The sequence below is a fragment of the Rhodococcus sp. ACPA4 genome (assembly GCF_002300185.1).
In the GTDB taxonomy this organism is placed as follows: domain Bacteria; phylum Actinomycetota; class Actinomycetes; order Mycobacteriales; family Mycobacteriaceae; genus Rhodococcus_F; species Rhodococcus_F globerula.
Window position 1 is genome coordinate 923500 of sequence record NZ_NSDY01000001.1, and the last position, 15646, is coordinate 939145.

General features: G+C 60.2%; 16 protein-coding genes. 5 read left to right on the top strand and 11 right to left on the bottom strand.

Features of this window, described 5'->3' with window-relative positions:
• Window positions 1-23: 23 nt before the first annotated feature.
• Together CJ178_RS04325 and CJ178_RS04330 are read right to left on the bottom strand one after the other, a co-directional pair.
• The gene (locus tag CJ178_RS04325) at window positions 24-1583 is read right to left on the bottom strand and encodes an MDR family MFS transporter (RefSeq protein ID WP_095886198.1); all 1560 of its coding nucleotides are present in this window, start codon (window positions 1581-1583) and stop codon (window positions 24-26) included.
• A gap of 32 nt (window positions 1584-1615) precedes the next feature.
• Window positions 1616-2248 (bottom strand): TetR/AcrR family transcriptional regulator, encoded by a 633-nt coding sequence (locus tag CJ178_RS04330; protein ID WP_033236164.1) that lies wholly within the window; start codon window positions 2246-2248, stop codon window positions 1616-1618.
• 111 nt (window positions 2249-2359) lie between these two features.
• Here CJ178_RS04330 and CJ178_RS04335 point away from each other — a divergent pair, with 111 nt between their 5' ends.
• On the top strand, window positions 2360-2704 hold the full coding sequence (locus CJ178_RS04335; RefSeq protein ID WP_045067564.1) for a zinc ribbon domain-containing protein YjdM: 345 nt from the start codon (window positions 2360-2362) through the stop codon (window positions 2702-2704).
• Window positions 2705-2713: 9 nt separating this feature from the next.
• On the opposite strand, the gene CJ178_RS04340 is transcribed toward CJ178_RS04335, so the two are convergent.
• From CJ178_RS04340 to ppk2, 4 genes are all read right to left on the bottom strand, one after another.
• Window positions 2714-2959, bottom strand: a complete 246-nt coding sequence (locus CJ178_RS04340) for a PLDc N-terminal domain-containing protein (protein ID WP_033236166.1) — start codon at window positions 2957-2959, stop codon at window positions 2714-2716.
• 17 nt (window positions 2960-2976) lie between these two features.
• Window positions 2977-4692, bottom strand: coding sequence for a SulP family inorganic anion transporter (locus CJ178_RS04345; protein ID WP_045067567.1), 1716 nt, complete (start codon window positions 4690-4692; stop codon window positions 2977-2979).
• An 81-nt stretch (window positions 4693-4773) separates the two neighbouring features.
• Complete coding sequence (locus CJ178_RS04350) at window positions 4774-7560, bottom strand: cation-translocating P-type ATPase (protein WP_033236168.1); 2787 nt, start codon at window positions 7558-7560, stop codon at window positions 4774-4776.
• Window positions 7561-7591: 31 nt separating this feature from the next.
• Window positions 7592-8458: a polyphosphate kinase 2 gene (gene ppk2, locus CJ178_RS04355; RefSeq protein ID WP_095886199.1), complete on the bottom strand. Its 867-nt coding sequence runs from the start codon at window positions 8456-8458 to the stop codon at window positions 7592-7594.
• 190 nt (window positions 8459-8648) lie between these two features.
• Here ppk2 and CJ178_RS04360 point away from each other — a divergent pair, with 190 nt between their 5' ends.
• Together CJ178_RS04360 and CJ178_RS04365 are read left to right on the top strand one after the other, a co-directional pair.
• Entirely contained in the window at window positions 8649-8861 is a 213-nt protein-coding gene (locus tag CJ178_RS04360) for a three-helix bundle dimerization domain-containing protein (protein ID WP_033236170.1), read from the top strand.
• 224 nt (window positions 8862-9085) lie between these two features.
• Window positions 9086-9466, top strand: a complete 381-nt coding sequence (locus CJ178_RS04365) for an SHOCT domain-containing protein (protein WP_033236171.1) — start codon at window positions 9086-9088, stop codon at window positions 9464-9466.
• 326 nt (window positions 9467-9792) lie between these two features.
• On the opposite strand, the gene CJ178_RS04370 is transcribed toward CJ178_RS04365, so the two are convergent.
• Both CJ178_RS04370 and CJ178_RS04375 read right to left on the bottom strand, forming a co-directional pair.
• Complete coding sequence (locus tag CJ178_RS04370; protein ID WP_033236259.1) at window positions 9793-10629, bottom strand: CPBP family intramembrane glutamic endopeptidase; 837 nt, start codon at window positions 10627-10629, stop codon at window positions 9793-9795.
• A gap of 112 nt (window positions 10630-10741) precedes the next feature.
• Entirely contained in the window at window positions 10742-11452 is a 711-nt protein-coding gene (locus tag CJ178_RS04375; RefSeq protein ID WP_033236172.1) for a hypothetical protein, read from the bottom strand.
• A gap of 237 nt (window positions 11453-11689) precedes the next feature.
• Here CJ178_RS04375 and CJ178_RS04380 point away from each other — a divergent pair, with 237 nt between their 5' ends.
• Together CJ178_RS04380 and CJ178_RS04385 are read left to right on the top strand one after the other, a co-directional pair.
• The gene (locus CJ178_RS04380) at window positions 11690-12109 is read left to right on the top strand and encodes a DUF1622 domain-containing protein (protein ID WP_033236173.1); all 420 of its coding nucleotides are present in this window, start codon (window positions 11690-11692) and stop codon (window positions 12107-12109) included.
• 49 nt (window positions 12110-12158) lie between these two features.
• Entirely contained in the window at window positions 12159-13595 is a 1437-nt protein-coding gene (locus CJ178_RS04385; RefSeq protein WP_095886200.1) for a DUF2252 domain-containing protein, read from the top strand.
• Between the two features lie 26 nt (window positions 13596-13621).
• On the opposite strand, the gene CJ178_RS04390 is transcribed toward CJ178_RS04385, so the two are convergent.
• The 3 genes from CJ178_RS04390 to CJ178_RS04400 are packed head-to-tail and all read right to left on the bottom strand — an operon-like array spanning window position 13622 to window position 15589.
• Window positions 13622-14269: a maleylpyruvate isomerase family mycothiol-dependent enzyme gene (locus CJ178_RS04390; RefSeq protein ID WP_095886201.1), complete on the bottom strand. Its 648-nt coding sequence runs from the start codon at window positions 14267-14269 to the stop codon at window positions 13622-13624.
• Entirely contained in the window at window positions 14262-14978 is a 717-nt protein-coding gene (locus CJ178_RS04395; protein ID WP_095886202.1) for an ATPase, read from the bottom strand. The genes CJ178_RS04390 and CJ178_RS04395 overlap by 8 nt, the downstream gene beginning before the upstream one ends.
• 2 nt (window positions 14979-14980) lie before the next feature.
• Complete coding sequence (locus tag CJ178_RS04400) at window positions 14981-15589, bottom strand: winged helix-turn-helix domain-containing protein (protein ID WP_095886203.1); 609 nt, start codon at window positions 15587-15589, stop codon at window positions 14981-14983.
• Between the last annotated feature and the right edge of the window lie 57 nt (window positions 15590-15646).

The following is a 15646-nucleotide window of genomic DNA, read 5'->3' on the forward strand; positions in this document are numbered from 1 at the left end:
CCACAATAGCGAACAATCGGTTTCTACTCGATCGGCGCTGCCGAGCGGTCGATAGTGGTGGCCAGCGGCTTCTCCTTGACGAAGAGCAGGAGGATCACCGCTGCGACTACCAGCGGAACGAGGTACATGAAGATCGGGGCGAGCGCGTCGTTGTAGGCGCCTACGATGATTTCGCGGATTTGATCCGGCAATTTCCAGAGGATTCCCGGAGTCAACGAGTTCTCTTCACCGCCGACACCGCCGCCGCCGGCTGGCAACCGCTCCGCGAGCAGATTCGACAACCGGGATGCGAAGAGGCTGCCGACGATCGCGCTACCCAATGAGGCGCCGATCTGGCGAAAGAAGTTGTTCGACGCTGTTGCGGTGCCGACTTCGGCTGCGGGGAAGGTGTTTTGAACGATCAGGATCAGGATTTGCATGACCAGACCGAGACCGACACCCATGATCGCGATATAGATTCCGAATACGACAAGTGAGGTCGACGGAGTCAGCCTGGAAAGTAAGACCAAAGAGACGGCGACGATGGACGTGCCGACGATCGGAAAGGCCTTGTAGCGCCCGGTCTTGCTGACGATCTGCCCGGAACCGATCGAGGACACCAGCAGTCCCGCCATCATCGGAATCATCATCAAGCCGGCTTCGGTGGCGTTCTTGCCGGTCACCATCTGAATGTAGGTAGGAAGGTAGGCGAGGGCGCCGAACATCGCGATGCCGATGATCAGTCCGGCGGTGGTGGTCAGTACGAAGTTGCGCTCCGAGAACAGGTGCATGGGAATGACAGGTTCGGTTGCTCGTCGCTCGACCATGACAAAGGCAATTGCGCTGACGATGCTGCCGATGATCAGCCCGATGATGACGGCCGAATCCCAGTCGTAAGTGTTGCCGCCCCACGTCGTGAACAGGATCAAGCAGGTTGCCGAGATTGCAACCAGGATCATGCCGGGGTAGTCGATGGACGGCTTGCCAAGCTTGGGCTTGGGTAGATGCAGGAAGGCCGACGCACTGGCTATCGCGAGCAGACCCAACGGGACGTTGATCCAGAACGCCCACCGCCAACCGATGCCTTCGGTGAACCAACCGCCCAGGAGTGGGCCCGCGACCGACGCGAGGGCAAAAACGCCGCCCATCGCGCCCATGTAGCGGCCGCGCTGCCGGGCCGGAACAACGTCGGCGATGATGGCCTGCGACAGCAGAATAAGACCGCCGCCGCCGAGTCCCTGAACTGCCCGGCCGGCGATGAGCGTGGTCATGTCGTGGGACAAACCGCCGATCACAGAACCGACGATGAAAATGCTGATCGCACCGATGAACAGCCCTTTGCGGCCGATCAGATCGCCCATTTTTCCGTAGACCGGCATCATGATCGTCGACGCCAGGATGTATGCCGTTGTCACCCACACCATGTGGTTGACGCCGTTCAGTTCGCCGACGATGGTGGGCAACGCCGTGCTGAAGATCATCTGGTCGAGGGATGCCAGAAGCATCGTGATCATCAGGCCGACGAACACCAGGATGATGGATCTTTTGTCCGACGTGGTGTCGGGTTCGTCTGCGCTTGTGGGTGCAGCTTCTCGAGTGGACATAGGGCTCCTTGGTGACGAGAGCGGTAGACGAGCTAGTGGGCGGACCGCAGGATGTGGGCCATCAACGTCAATGCGGGATCCACGAGTTCGGCTCGCGGACGATCTCTTTCGCTTTTCTGCCAGGCACGAAACACATATCGCATCGAGGCTCCGGCGATGATCACGGTGGCGGTGGCCTCATCGGCCGCCGCCATATCGGCGGGTAGTCGACCATGGGTTGGTCGTTCGAGTAGTTCCTCCGTGAGCATCCGGGTGAGCGTGTCCTCGAGTTCGTGGAACGTGGCCAGATGCTGTTGGAGCAAGGTCGGGTGTCGCTCGAACAATTGGCGTCGGTGGACGAGGAGATCGGGTCGTTCGTCCATGATCTTCATCGCTTCGGCGAAGACGGCCAGCGCTCCGTGGAGTGGGTCATTCGGGTGGGCGTCGAGTAGTTCGGAGATCACCTCTGTGGGCGGGACGACTATCGCGATTCCGCCAATCGCGGCGTCCTTGGTAGGGAAGTAGTTGAAGAATGTGCGGGTGGACAGATCGCAGGCTTCGCAGATTCGTTCCACGGTCACTTCGTCGTAACCCAGTTCCAGCACGAGTTCGACGGCGGTGCGTTCGATCAGTTCGCGTGTCGCAATTCGCTTACGTTCTCGAAGGCCTAGTGTTTCGCTACCCATGCCTTCAATAATTGCACAGAGTGCAAACTTTCATCGAGTGCAAAATATTTCCCAATCGCTGGTTATGAAGTGCAAAAGTCGGACAGACGGGGCGGCGGATAGGCTGATCGCGTGGAAGACACCTTGCCGCCTTGCCCTGAATGTTCCAGTGAGTTCACCTACGAGATGGGTGCGCTCATGGTGTGCCCCGAATGTGCACACGAGTGGTCGACGGAAGACTCGGCCGCCGAAGAAGATGGCGTCATCAAGGACGCCGTCGGAAACGTACTCACCGACGGCGACACCGTGACGGTTATCAAGACACTGAAGGTCAAGGGCAGCCCCACCGGCATCAAATCCGGCACGAAGGTGCGAAACATCCGTCTGGTCAAGGGGATCGGTGATCACGACATCGACTGCAAGGTTGACGGTATCGGCCCGATGCAGCTGAAGTCGAGCGTCGTCAAGAAGGTCTGACGAACCCCGTCAACTCCGGGGTGCTCCGCTCGCAATTCGGGATCGCTCGGCCATGCCGTCACTTTTCACGATCACGTACACCAGCCCCGACACGAAGGGCACGAGGAGCAGGAAACACACCCAGAGTGCGCGCATCCACCCCGATGTCTGACGGTCACGGAACAGATCGGCGCTGATCTCGAACAGCAGTACCAGGTAAGACAGCAGCGCGAGAGAGATGACGCCGAGCCAGAAGACCGTCCAGAAAGAATCCATGTCTCGCGCTCCCGGGATCAGTGGTCGGTCGAGTGGTTGGAGTTCCCACTTCGGCTGCGGAATTCGTTGACGGCAGCTTCGATGGTCGGGAAGAAATGCGTCGCGTCGAATCGGTCGCCGACGCCGAATCTGATGAGTTTGTCTTTGATCGGCCCCTTCATCTCGGCAAACGCCAGCCGGATCCCTTTGCCTTCGAGGTAGGTGTCGAGGTCGACCAACTCGTCGACTGCGGTGGTATCGAGGCCGGTAATCGGCTCTGCTGCAATGACTACCCATTCGACGGGCGCCGGCGCATCGGCGACTACGGAGCGTACGTACTCGTCGAAGATCTCACCGTTTGCGAAGAAGAGGGGAGCGTCGAAGCGCACCAGCACCAGGCCGGGAATGCGCTGTCCATCTGGATGTCGTTCGACGTCGTGAAATCCCTGTAGGTGTGCGATCTCCACGAGTTCGGTGCGATGTGGCTGCCAGACTTGCGCTACCACCGCGACAAACGACAGGCCGATCGCCACGAGAATGCCCTGGAGTACTCCGACAAGTGCAACGCCGAGGAAGGCTGCGACAGCGAGGCCGAACTCCACGGTGCTCATGCGCCACATCCGGACCATTCCACCCACGTCGATCAGCGCGCAGGCCGCGACGATGACCACGGCTGCGAGTGTTGCATCGGGTAGGTACGCGGTGAGGCCTGGGGCGACGAGGACAAAGACCAGCACGGCGAGCGCGCCGACAACACCTGCCAATTGTGTATGGGCGCCGCTTTGTTCGGCTACAGGTGTTCGTGAGCCGCTCGCCGAGATGGGGAACCCGCCGAACAGTCCGCCTGCCACATTGGCGACGCCGATTGCCTTCATTTCGGTGCTGCCGTTCACGTCTTCACCGTGCCGGGCGGCAAAGGTCCGGGAGAGAACGCCGGTGTCGGCAAATGCGATCAGAGCGATACCGGCCGCAGGTCCGATCAGGTGCCCGACGTCCTGCCAGCTGACGCCTCCTACGGAGGGCAGAGGGAGACCTTCAGGGAGAGCACCGACCATTCCGATGTCATCCGTGAGGCCGGCCGCGGCGGACAAAATGATTGCGCCGACGACGGCCACCAGGACTCCGGGGACAACGGGGACCCAGAGTCGGAACGCGACGATGACAGCAAGCGACCCGATTCCGACCGCGGCAGCAACGGGGTCGATATCCCCGCCTGCCACGGACTTTCCGATCTCACCTATTTCGCCGAGCAGACCGGACGCGTCAACGGAGAACCCCAGCAGTTTGGGAATCTGACCGATAACAACGACTAGCGCAATGGCATTGAGGTAGCCGAGTCGGATGGGTTTCGAGAGCAGTTCGGTGACAAAACCGAGGCGCAGGAACCCCCCGATCAGGAGGATGAGCCCGACGAGGATGGCCAGGACGCCGGCCAGGGCAAGTGCGTTGTCTTCATCGCCGACGATCGCCAGTGGCAGGATCGCGGCGGCGATAAGTGGCGCGAGCGACGAGTCTGGCCCCAGGACAAGGATTTTCGACGGCCCGACGAGTGCGTACGCGAGGAGCGGCACGATGGTGGCGTACAGGCCGGCGTATGCCGGGAGGCCTGCAGCTTCGGCATACCCCATGCCCGCGGGTATCAGCAGGGCTGTGAGGACAAGTCCGGCGGTGATGTCCGTACGCAGCCATTCGCGGTGATACCCCCGGGCCGTTGCGATCCCAGGCAGCCGACCCAGCCCCTTTGTCCACGACATATCGCGAATCCTTCCCGTCGCAGCCACAAAGCTCAGAAATCCGTTGAATCGGTCGCCCGGAGTGGGTACGACGAGTGTGCATCATTGCGCGTGAGCGCGCTGTGGGGCTACCGCAGCGGTGGGGGAGACAATGGTGTGCGACTTCAGGAGGCGTCGGCGTCGGAATGCCTTGTCCAACTCCACGACGATCGGAATGATCAGCGACCACCCGAGGCAGGCGAGCCACTGGCTACCCGTCAATGAGGTGGTCATGAGGAGATCCTGGAGTACTCCGGCCTCGACGGCGAAGACCGTGACGACGGTCGGGATAGCCAAGATCTTGAGCGCGCCGAGCACCGGTGGAATGAGGCCGGATTCCGGATCGCGGCGCATGGTCAGGCCGGCGAAGATGGAGCCCAACGACAGCACCACAAACGCCATGGTCATGGGAATATTTGCCTCGGTGGTACTCATCTCGCCTGGGGCTAGCAGCATTGCGGCAAGTGTGACGGCAAACTGCAGGATGCCGTAAGCCAGCCACTGTATGACCGCCCGTCGGTTGGCTATCGGCGTCTTGGGGTCACGGGGTGGTTTCTTCATCAGGTCCGGCGGCGGCGGGTCGAGCATGATGACCGCAACGGGGAACAGGGTGATGAAGAAGTGCTGGAACAGCACCATCAGCGGGGTGAGCGCAACACCTTCGTTGATATTGAAGATGCTCGCGGCCAGGAAGAGCAGAACCAGCGAGAACAATTTCGACATCTGGTAGCGAATGTAGGACACGATCTTGCCGTAGATATTGCGTCCCAAGCTGATTGCGGTGATGAGGGTCCCGAAGTTGTCGTCGGTGAGCACCATCTTGCCCGCCTGTTTTGTCACTTCGCTGCCTGACCCCATGGCGACGCCGATGTCGGATTTCTTCAGTGCGGCGGCGTCGTTGACGGCATCACCCGTCATCGCGACAACCGCACCGTTTTTCTGCATGATGTCGACCAGACGCAGTTTGTCCTGCGGGGTGACGCGGCCGAAGACATGCAGGTTCGGCATTGCGTCCGACAGCTCCTCGTCGGTCATGGCCTGAAGTTCGCCGCCGCCGATCGCCCCTGGTCCCAGTCCGAGTTCGGCTCCGATCGCCGACGCGGTGATCGCGTGATCGCCGGTGATCATGCGGACATGGATGCCCGCCGTGTGGGCAGTGCGCACCGACTCGATCGCTTCCGCGCGAAGGGGATCGATGATGCCGGCCATGCCGACAAACGTGAGGTCCTCGACAAACGACATGGGGTCAGCCCCAACGGCTGATTCCTGCCCGTCGAGTCGTCGAACGGCAAACGCCAGCACCCGGAGACCCTTCTCGGACATAGCCCGGTTCGCGGCAGTCAGTTCTTCGCGGACCTCGTCGATCGGTACAGGTCGGCGGCCGGGCAGGAACGCTGCCCCGCACCGAGCCAGGACCACGTCCGGACCGCCCTTGACCAGTTCCACGAATTGGTTGCCGCCGTCCACCTGGAGATGATGGAACGTCGCCATGAACTTGTATGCCGAGTCGAAGGGAACCGTCGCGACCCGCGGGTACGTCTTTCTGGTGAGTGGGGCGTCGACGCCGATCTTTGCCGCGAGAACAACAAGCGCTGCCTCGGTGGGGTCGCCCACAACTTCGCCGGCATCGGAGACTGTGGCGTCGCTGTCCAGGCACAGACCGTAGGCAAGCAGCGTGAAGTCCGGCGGCGCCTCACCCGCGACCTGCGTGATTCTGCCGCTCTTGGCGTAACCCTCGCCCTCGACGATGTACCACCGGCCGTGGACGTACAACGACCGTACGGTCATCTGATTCATCGTCAGTGTGCCGGTCTTATCCGAGTTGATGGCGCTCGTCGCGCCGAGTGTCTCGACGTCGGTGAGGTTTTTCACGACGGCCTTCGCGTCGGCCAGTTGACGAGCTCCATACGCCAACATGGCCTGGACGAAAGTGGGAAGGCCGGTCGGGATTGCGGAAACTCCCATGGCAATACCCAGCAGGAGAAGCGTTGTCAGATCTTGGCCACGGATCACGCCGATAACCACGATGATTGTCACTGCGCCCCACGCGATGATCCCGAGCAGTTTGGTGAGCGAGTCGAGTTCGCGTTGCAACGGCGATTTGCCGGGTGCAACTGCCGACAACATCGACGCGATCTGCCCTATCTGGGTGTGCATCCCGGTTTCGGTGACCACCATGGTGGCGGTACCGCGGGTGACCGAGGTGTTCTGGAACACCAGGTTGCTTCGGTCACCCAGGGGAATGTCTGTGCTGCCCAGCGTCTTCGGATCCTTCGGGATGGGTGCGCTTTCACCGGTCAACGCTGCTTCTTGAGTTTCCAAGGTGGTGGAGGTGAGAAGGCGTCCGTCGGCGGCGACGATATCGCCCGCTTCGAGTTCGACGATATCGCCAGGCACCAACTCAGTAGCGTCGAGCTGGATCAGAGTCCCATCGCGGATCACCCGTGCTTGGGGCGTCTGCATCTTCGCCAGTGCGTCCACGCTGGCGCGGGCCTTCACCTCCTGCCGGGTGCCGAGCACGATGTTGAGTACGACGAGTACCGCAACGACGATGGCCGTAGGGATTTCGCCGATGACGATGCTGACCACAGCTACCGCGACAAGCATCAGATTCATCGGGTCCCTCAACTGCGCCAGCGCTATCGACCACATCGACGGTGGTGGCGTCGACGCAATTTCGTTGGGCCCGTGCTGACGTCGACGGTCCACCACGTCCTCGGCACTCAGTCCCGACTCCTGATCAGAAGTCAGTGCTGCGAGGACGGATTCGGCACTCTGGGCATGCCAGGGCGTGTTCTCGGCCGGGTCTGTGTGCGCTCGATTCTGCGGCGCGGCTTCCGTGGGGCTCATGTGCCGCACGTCCTTTCCCTGGGCAGGATTTTCAGTAGGGGGTAGGAATCCAGTGCAGCGGTTGCCGGGGTGTCTTGTATCCGTCGGGGCGTTGTCGGTGTGGCAGTTTGATATCGGGATGTTCCAAAGGTTCGTACGGAATCTGACTCAGGATGTGGCTGATGATGTTGAGCCGGCCGCGCTTCTTGTCGTCGTTGACCGCGACATACCAAGGCGCCCATCCGGTGTCGGTATAGCGGAACATCTCGTCGCGGGCCCGTGAATAGTCGTACCAATGGCTGTACGACTTCAGATCGAGGCCCGACAACTTCCAGATTTTCCGCGGGTCGTCGATCCGGCTCTGCAGGCGCAGCATTTGCTGTTCCTCACTCACCTCAAGCCAGTACTTCAACAGAATTACCCCGGATTCCACAATTGCGCGTTCGACTGTCGGGATGAGCTGGAGGAATTCGTGTGCTTGCTCGTTGGTGCAGTAGCCCATGACCCGTTCGACTCCGGCACGGTTGTACCAACTGCGATCGAAGATGACGATCTCGCCGGCTGCGGGTAGATGCGGCACATACCGTTGGATGTACATCTGGGATTTTTCCCGTTCAGTCGGGGCCGGGAGGGCAACAACGCGGAAGACACGAGGGCTCACTCGCTCGGTGATCGCTTTGATCACCCCACCTTTTCCTGCAGTGTCACGGCCCTCGAACACGATGCAGACCTTGGCGCCGGAGGATTTGACCCACTCCTGCAATGCGACGAGTTCTGCGTGAACAGGCTTGAGATCACGGCGGTATTCCTTGTACTTCATCGGCTTTTCTGTCACGGCTGAGGAGGGTTCCACGCCGGCAACTCGGGGAGCTTCGAGCTCAGAGTTCTTGTGTTTCTTGTGCTTCGACTTCTTTCCCACGCTCGCTCCTCGACACCCATATTCCGGACAGTGCTTCCACGCAGGACGTTCTTGATCAAACACACCCTTTGCTTGTGTATGCCCCGTGATTGGCAAAGTTATTCCTGGCTTGATCGAATCCCGAATCGTGATGCTTTCGAATCTATTTCGAGTCTTGACGGCAGCGGGCTACCGGACAGACGATTAGCCGATGACCGGCGACGAAGAGTTGCTCCAGGTCGAACAGGTGATTGCACGGCTGATCACCCGCTATCCGACCGTCTCACCCGCAGATATCGAACGAAGCGTGCGGATGATTCACGCACGATTCAAAAGAGGACGGATACGAGCATTCGTCCCGCTCCTCGTTGAAAAGGCGGCGCGAAGTGACATTGCCCGCGCTGCGTCCGAGATCGCTATGTAGTACCCGCTATGTAGTACCTCTGTCATTCATCTGTGGTACGTATTATCGGTACGAATTCTCGGTACGTATTACCAACGGAGATAATGCATTTCGGGAGATGCCGAGTGCCGGTCGGCTAACGGGCGGTTACCGGCGCAGTGGCAACAGTTGATTCACAAGTAGGACGTCATAGGTCGTGACCTGACTTCCTATCCGGAAACACCGACAGTACGGAGTTGGCGAAAATGGAAGGCTTCTGGGAGTTTTTCTGGTTCATGTTTGTCTGTCTCGCATTTGTCGCCTACTTGAGCGTGTTGTTCTCGATCATCACGGATCTGTTCCGAGATCATGAGATGTCAGGCTGGTTCAAGGCGATCTGGATCGTTTTCCTCTTTGTCGTGCCCTTCCTGTCGGCGATGATCTATGTGATCGTCCGGAATGACGGTATGACTCAGCGCTCGATTGCCGCAGCGCAAAAGCAGATGCAGGCACAAGGCGCGTACGTGCGCGAGGTCGCTGGACAATCTTCGGCTGATCAGATCACAGCCGCCAAGGGCCTTCTCGATGCCGGCGCGATCAACGAGGACGAGTTCCGGGCGCTGAAGGCAAAAACCATCATGCAGTGAAGACGGTGCTGCAACAGAATCAGAATACGACGACGACGTGTGTTGTGGATGACGTGTGTTGTATTCGCAACAGAATTCGGCCTGGTTCGCTGTCCTCATTCGTCCAGGCGTCAGGTGACAACCTCTGGGGTTCTGGTTACTCTCCGCGCGCGTTCAGTTACGCCTCGATGACATCGAGCGAATCTTCGGCTGAGGGAGGTAGTTTCACCGCTACGAGTACGGGTGGCGCCGAATGGTCGCCCTCCTTCCCGAATATGACGAAGCCGCCGGCACCTTACGGTGTCCGGCGGCTTCACCACATTCAGGATCGGCGAAACGAGGAGCTGTCAGCTTGTCGCGTTCGCGGGCTGTTCTTGGCTGACTCGCCCTCGGACGAAGAAGATAGCGACGACGGCGAAGAGGACCAGCAGGATTGTGATGAACGTGGCGACGACGGTGGCGCCGCTGGCTCCAGTCACGGAGGTGTCGAGTCCGCCCGTCGAGAGGATCGTTGTGGGGTCGGTGAGGCCATGCAACACGATCGCGGCCCAGATTGTGCCCGTCACGCGCATAGTCAGATACATGCACATCCCGAAACCGAACGTGTAGACGACGGTCGCCAGAACGGTTGACACTTCCATCCCGGAGATGAAGTTGACCGTGTGCATCAGCGCGAACAGCAGCGACGACACGACCGCGACGAAGCGTTCGCCATGGCCGGCGTCACGCAACATTTTCACCGCAATACCGCGGGTGAGGAGTTCCTCGGCAATGCCAACGCACACCCCGAGGGCAAGTAGCGAGATGATCTCGCCGGCTGACCACGCGCTCCAGTCGGTTCCGGTCAGGTGCGCTGCAATGGCGGCGGCTACGAGAATCGGGCCGATCCACATCCAGCCGCGGCCACGTATAGGTTGCGGGCCGAAAATACTGCGTAGCCAGCCCAGCTTCACTATGAATATCAGCAGCGCGACAGCACCGATCGCGATAGGCAATGCGAGGCCGAAAATGATGCTCGAGGCGCTTGCGACCACGTTGTCGCTATCGATCTGATCGGAGAAAACGCGCGAGATCACCTGTCCAACTGCGAGGTAGAAAGCTAGATAGACGACGACTATCAACAGCAGCTTCCACAGGGTGGGGCGGCTCCAGAAACCCGACTTTTCGGGAGTTGTATTGGTCACTGACAGATCGTACGGGATCTCCAGGAATTCGCGCGTCAATCGAAATTCGCGCTGAAGCCTCTGTCGACCAGGCCGAGAAAATTGATGTAAGTACCAGATTTATTGTGCCGGATCACGATTCGTGATGGCATACCAGCATGTGGTTGGCGCCTTTTTGGAATTCGTAGTCGACCTCGACGTTACGGCCGGCGATGCCGCGAGCTCGCAGTTCGGACAGCAGCTCGACAAGTTGTGAGTACGGCTCCGCCGATCCAATCGCCACCAACGGAAAGATGCGCAGCTCTCCTGAGGTGACGCGCATCAATTCGGTAATCGCGTCGAGGTGGAAGGCGTGGTCGAGGCTGTCGGCGTAGCTGAACAACAGATGAGAGCTGAGTACCAGATCGAAGGCGTCGTCAGGGAAAGGCAGTGCGGGCAACCGACCTGGGATGTAGTGACCGGGGTGTTGGCGAATATGAGCTGCGAACTGGTGGGCGGCGTGCTGCCTGACATGTTGGTGTTCATCGGGATCAGCGAAGAAAGTCCACTCGTACTCTTCTGCGTGGGCGCGGACATATCGATTGCCTCGCTCCGTCTCCGATGTGGCAATAGTAGCGAGATTGTCGGGGCTGTTTCCGAAATAGGCTGCATCGCATGCAGTTACGTTGCCGCCGAGGTTGCTCACCGCACTGGTGAAATCCGCGGCGCCGCTGGGGCAGTCGAGGATTCGCACGGACAGGTCATCGTCGGTGAGGGCGAACATCGCCTGGTATTCGGCAAGCGAACGAGAACTGATCAGCATCTTGCCGATCCCGTCGACGCGGTTGTCATTTTCAAAGGTCATGTGTGGTCCTCACAGTAGGGGGCACCTCACTGCGTCAACCGGGATAGATGTAGGCAACGATCGTCGGCCGCGCGCGAGGCGGCCGGAAAGTGCACAGTTCAAGGCCGCAGTGAATGCGGCCACCAGAGCTGTACGAAAGTCGTCACCGGCCAATTACAGCACACGATCTGGTGGTGGGTTGGAGAGAACCGGCGCGCTTGCTCGACTTCTGAGCGATATACCTCGAGAATCAACACCATGGACACCGTGAAGTTCTTCGAGTGGGTCACCGAATTGTTCGAAGTACTCGGTGTTGTCGCGATGGTTTTCGGGTTTGTATTCGCCTTTGGCATTGCCGGCCGGTCGTGGTTCCGTACTCGCAACGGTAGTGCCGCGTTCAAGACTCTCCGCGAAACCCTCGGCGCCGTCATTCTTCTCGGACTGGAGATTCTGGTTGCCGCAGATCTAGTCAAAACCGTGACGTCGTCGCCTTCTCTGACAGATGCTGCAGTACTCGGAATGATCGTCTTGATTCGAACCGTTCTGAGCCTGTCGATTCAGATTGAGATCGACGGGGTACTTCCATGGCGCAAGGCGTTGGTGTCGAGTCCCCAATTGCTGGCCCGCGCAGCACGCGGATCAGGTGGGGACGCGACGTCCGACGCCTCGCAGCCGTAGCAAGGGCCGTCGACTCCGCAGGCCCACCGAGGACTGAAAGGTCGGGCAGATGACTGCAGTACCGGTTGACAAGGTTGCGCCAGCTGACAAGGCAGTTCCTGCGCAGCACCCCACCGTTGACGAGCGGAGGGAAGATGGTCGGCAGGCTCGCCGAGATACGCCGCTCGCGATGCTGGCCGAACTTGCCGACAGCGACCGCGACCCGATTTCACTCCTGGAATCTCAGGCCGAAGCGCGGGTGCCTGAATTGGTGCCGATTCGTTACGGCCGCATGTCTGCGTCGCGTTTCTCGTTCTTTCGTGGCGCGGCCCTGGTTATGTGCGACGACCTTTCACGCAATCGCAATTCCGACATGAATACCCAACTGTGCGGAGATGCGCATCTGAGTAATTTCGGGGTCTACGCCACGCCGGAGCGCAAACTTGCATTCGATATCAACGATTTCGACGAGACCTACCCAGGTCCATTCGAATGGGACGTCAAACGCTTGGCTGCGAGTTTGGCGATAGCGGGTAAGGACAACGGCTATTCGGGTAAGGAACGAAGGAAGATAACTGTTGGTTGTGCGGCCGAATATCGGGAAACGATGCTTCGCCAGGCGGAACTGGGAAACCTCGCGGTGTGGTATTCGCACATCGAACCAGAGGACGGCCTCGAAGAACTGAGTATTCAGATCAAGAAACGAATGCTTGAACGGGCGCGTTCCACTCTCGATAAGGCACGCCGACGGGACAGCGTTCAAGCCGCGTCGAAATTCACCGAGATTGTCGATGGCAGAAGGCGATTCATCAGTGATCCACCGTTGATCGTGCCGGTCGAGGAGCTATACGACGGGCGGGATCTCGAGGATGTCGAGGAGGTGCTCCACGGACGAATTCGTTCGTACCGCAGCACCCTTCAGTGGGATCGCCGCGTGCTGCTACAGAGCTTCGAGATGATGCACATCGCGCGCAAGGTGGTCGGCGTCGGCAGTGTCGGCACGAGAGCCTGGATGATCTTGATGAAGGGACGCGACGCCGATGATCCACTGATCCTGCAGGTGAAGCAGGCGTTGCCGTCGGTGTTGTCCGGCTATGTGAACGGCCCGATATTCCGCAATGAGGGGGAGCGGGTGGTGAATGGTCAGCGGCTGATGCAGGCCAGCAGCGATATCTTTCTCGGTTGGGAGCGAGGGCCAGGTCCGGACGAGCTCGAGCATGACTTCTACATCCGTCAACTTCGCGACGGCAAGGGCTCAGCGGTGATCGAAGGCATGAAACCCGAAGGCATGGAAGCGTACGGCCGCTTATGCGCGCGGGTTCTGGCCTATGCACACGCTCGTTCGGGCGACCGCATTGCGATTGCCGAATATCTTGGCGAGGGAACGGAATTCGATCTCGCGATCAGTGAGTTTGCAGCGGCGTACACCAAACGAAATGCTCGTGATCATGCCGCACTTATGACAGCGATCGACACGGGACGGGTGACCGCACAGACCGGAATCTGACCCGCCCAGGAATTGCTGGAGGGCCGTCAGGTTGTGCAACGCTCTCGCATCGTCGCAGCACCGGGCCCGGTGAGATCGTCGCAGTACACGCGCCGACCAGCCATGGCCATGGTGAGAGCCAAGGTCGTGCCGCTGACGAGTGGACCGTCTCCAGTCGAGAATGGCCCGTCGGTCGCTTCGACGCGAAGACCTTTGATCGTGCTGCGACTGGGCACAGTGAAGTCCCGTCGAGCGTAGAAACGAGCAACTTCGGTGAGCGTCTCGACGGCTGGAATGTACGAGAGACCGAGCGGACGCCGGATGTCCTGGGCGTGGACTACCACCTCGCCGAGCCACGCCACAGTGGGCCCTGGCGCCGAGGTTCTGCTGGTGATCACCCGTCGGAACCGATCGAGGGTCTCGTCCGGGGTCGCGCCTCGGTACTCGGCGAGGCGCCGGTCGTTGTGTAGGTCGAAGTCGAACCGTGTGCCCAGGACACTGACAAGCCAACGAAGTGCACCGACGCTCGCAGCCGCTGTGAGATGCGCGACGACGTCCTCGACAGTCCACCGCCCGCACAACGACTGCTGATTCCACTGTGCCTGATTCAGACCGACAAGCTCACCGAGCAGAGCGGTGCGCTCGGTTTCGACAGCAGACCACAGGGCGCTTCTCTGCATATCGCGCTTAGGCATAGACGCCGTCCAACCAGCCTTTCCAGCCTGCGCTGGCTGCTTCGCCGTCAGCGCCTGCTGCAAACAGGTGGTGTGCCACATCGACATTGCCGCCGAAGGCATTTCGGCCGTAGAACCGAAGTAGCGCGTCGTCGGTACGCAGTCCGACAAACCAGTCGTTGAGGTAGTCGACCACAGCAGTGATCGTGCCGAAGCCGGGAACGTCGAAAGTCACGGTGTCGTCGACGGCGGTGTCGGATCCGATTCCGAGTGCGCTGCGCAGAGTTGCCATCGCTGCGGGTGTGCCGGATGCTTCCGGACCTTCGGCGCTCACGTAGGTGGCGCTCTGCCCGGCGAAGTAGCGCACGTACTGGCCAAGGCTGTGGAGGTAGAAGTCTGTGTGCTTGCTTGCCCCGTCGTACTGGTTGTCCCAGTCGTCGGCAAAGACGCCGGCATGGACGTAGCGCACGACGGCCGTGCTGTTGTCGCGGGCTTCCACGAGGTATTCGAGGTGATTGAACCAGCCATCGGGGCCGTCCATGTGGATGCCGAGTTCGGTGGGCGGTTCCCAGGTAGCGATGACGGAACTGTCGGGGCGCGAGCCGTCGGCCGGAATCTCGAGAGGCGATGGGAACATCCATCCGGCAGTCTCGGCGGAGATGGCGGCCCAGATCTGCTCCGGGGTTCCGGGTACAACAACTTCGCGGCGGATTTCGAACTTCTTCGACATGGCTAGTTCTCCGATTCGGGTGAGTGTGTGGACGGTTTCAGGCTTGGGTGAAGCGCTACGACGAGGCGGTGCGGGCGGCCGTTCGCGGTGTTGCCGTCGTGGTATTTGGCAACCAGTCCGTTGACTGCCTCGCCGAGTTCGCGGGCGAAGTCCGCTCGGTCGGAGGCTGTCGCGAATGTGATGTCACTGTCGATGGCATAGGAAGCGAGGGGCTTTCCGGCGGCGGTTGCTCCGGCGATCAACTCGCCGACCTCTCGGACGACCCGCGCTGCCACCGCGACGAGCCATCGCGCCGAGAGTTGGTCTGGGAACTTCCGTGGATCCGGAGCCAGCGCGGACATCGCGGCGGGGGAGATGACGTACGACGCGGCACTTGCCTGCATGACTCGTTCGGTCATGTTTCCGCGTTTGCGTTCTTCGACGAGATGAACGAGCCCGTGTTCTTCCAGGGTTCGCAGGTGGTAGTTGACCTTTTGGCGGGTCAGTCCGACGAGGGGTGCCAGCGCAGCAGCCGACGACGGGTTCACAAGCGCGGCGAGGATTTGCTGCCGAACCGGGTCGAGTGACGCTTCCGCGGCAGCAGGTTTGTCGATGACTGCGACTTCCAACATGAGAAAACCATCCCACCGACAGAATTACTTGTCAAGACAAAATAATTTGTCGGTGGG

What these genes read in the sequence shown, in the direction of transcription:
- CJ178_RS04345 (WP_045067567.1), bottom strand. Translation starts at nt 4,692, where the DNA reads ATGTCGTGGACAAAGGGGCTGGGTCGGCTGCCTGGGATCGCAACGGCC.
- CJ178_RS04340 (WP_033236166.1), bottom strand. Translation starts at nt 2,959, where the DNA reads ATGGATTCTTTCTGGACGGTCTTCTGGCTCGGCGTCATCTCTCTCGCG.
- CJ178_RS04330 (WP_033236164.1), bottom strand. Translation starts at nt 2,248, where the DNA reads ATGGGTAGCGAAACACTAGGCCTTCGAGAACGTAAGCGAATTGCGACA.
- CJ178_RS04380 (WP_033236173.1), top strand. Translation starts at nt 11,690, where the DNA reads ATGGACACCGTGAAGTTCTTCGAGTGGGTCACCGAATTGTTCGAAGTA.
- CJ178_RS04350 (WP_033236168.1), bottom strand. Translation starts at nt 7,560, where the DNA reads ATGAGCCCCACGGAAGCCGCGCCGCAGAATCGAGCGCACACAGACCCG.
- CJ178_RS04360 (WP_033236170.1), top strand. Translation starts at nt 8,649, where the DNA reads ATGACCGGCGACGAAGAGTTGCTCCAGGTCGAACAGGTGATTGCACGG.
- CJ178_RS04395 (WP_095886202.1), bottom strand. Translation starts at nt 14,978, where the DNA reads ATGTCGAAGAAGTTCGAAATCCGCCGCGAAGTTGTTGTACCCGGAACC.
- CJ178_RS04365 (WP_033236171.1), top strand. Translation starts at nt 9,086, where the DNA reads ATGGAAGGCTTCTGGGAGTTTTTCTGGTTCATGTTTGTCTGTCTCGCA.
- CJ178_RS04385 (WP_095886200.1), top strand. Translation starts at nt 12,159, where the DNA reads ATGACTGCAGTACCGGTTGACAAGGTTGCGCCAGCTGACAAGGCAGTT.
- CJ178_RS04325 (WP_095886198.1), bottom strand. Translation starts at nt 1,583, where the DNA reads ATGTCCACTCGAGAAGCTGCACCCACAAGCGCAGACGAACCCGACACC.
- CJ178_RS04375 (WP_033236172.1), bottom strand. Translation starts at nt 11,452, where the DNA reads ATGACCTTTGAAAATGACAACCGCGTCGACGGGATCGGCAAGATGCTG.
- CJ178_RS04400 (WP_095886203.1), bottom strand. Translation starts at nt 15,589, where the DNA reads ATGTTGGAAGTCGCAGTCATCGACAAACCTGCTGCCGCGGAAGCGTCA.
- CJ178_RS04390 (WP_095886201.1), bottom strand. Translation starts at nt 14,269, where the DNA reads ATGCCTAAGCGCGATATGCAGAGAAGCGCCCTGTGGTCTGCTGTCGAA.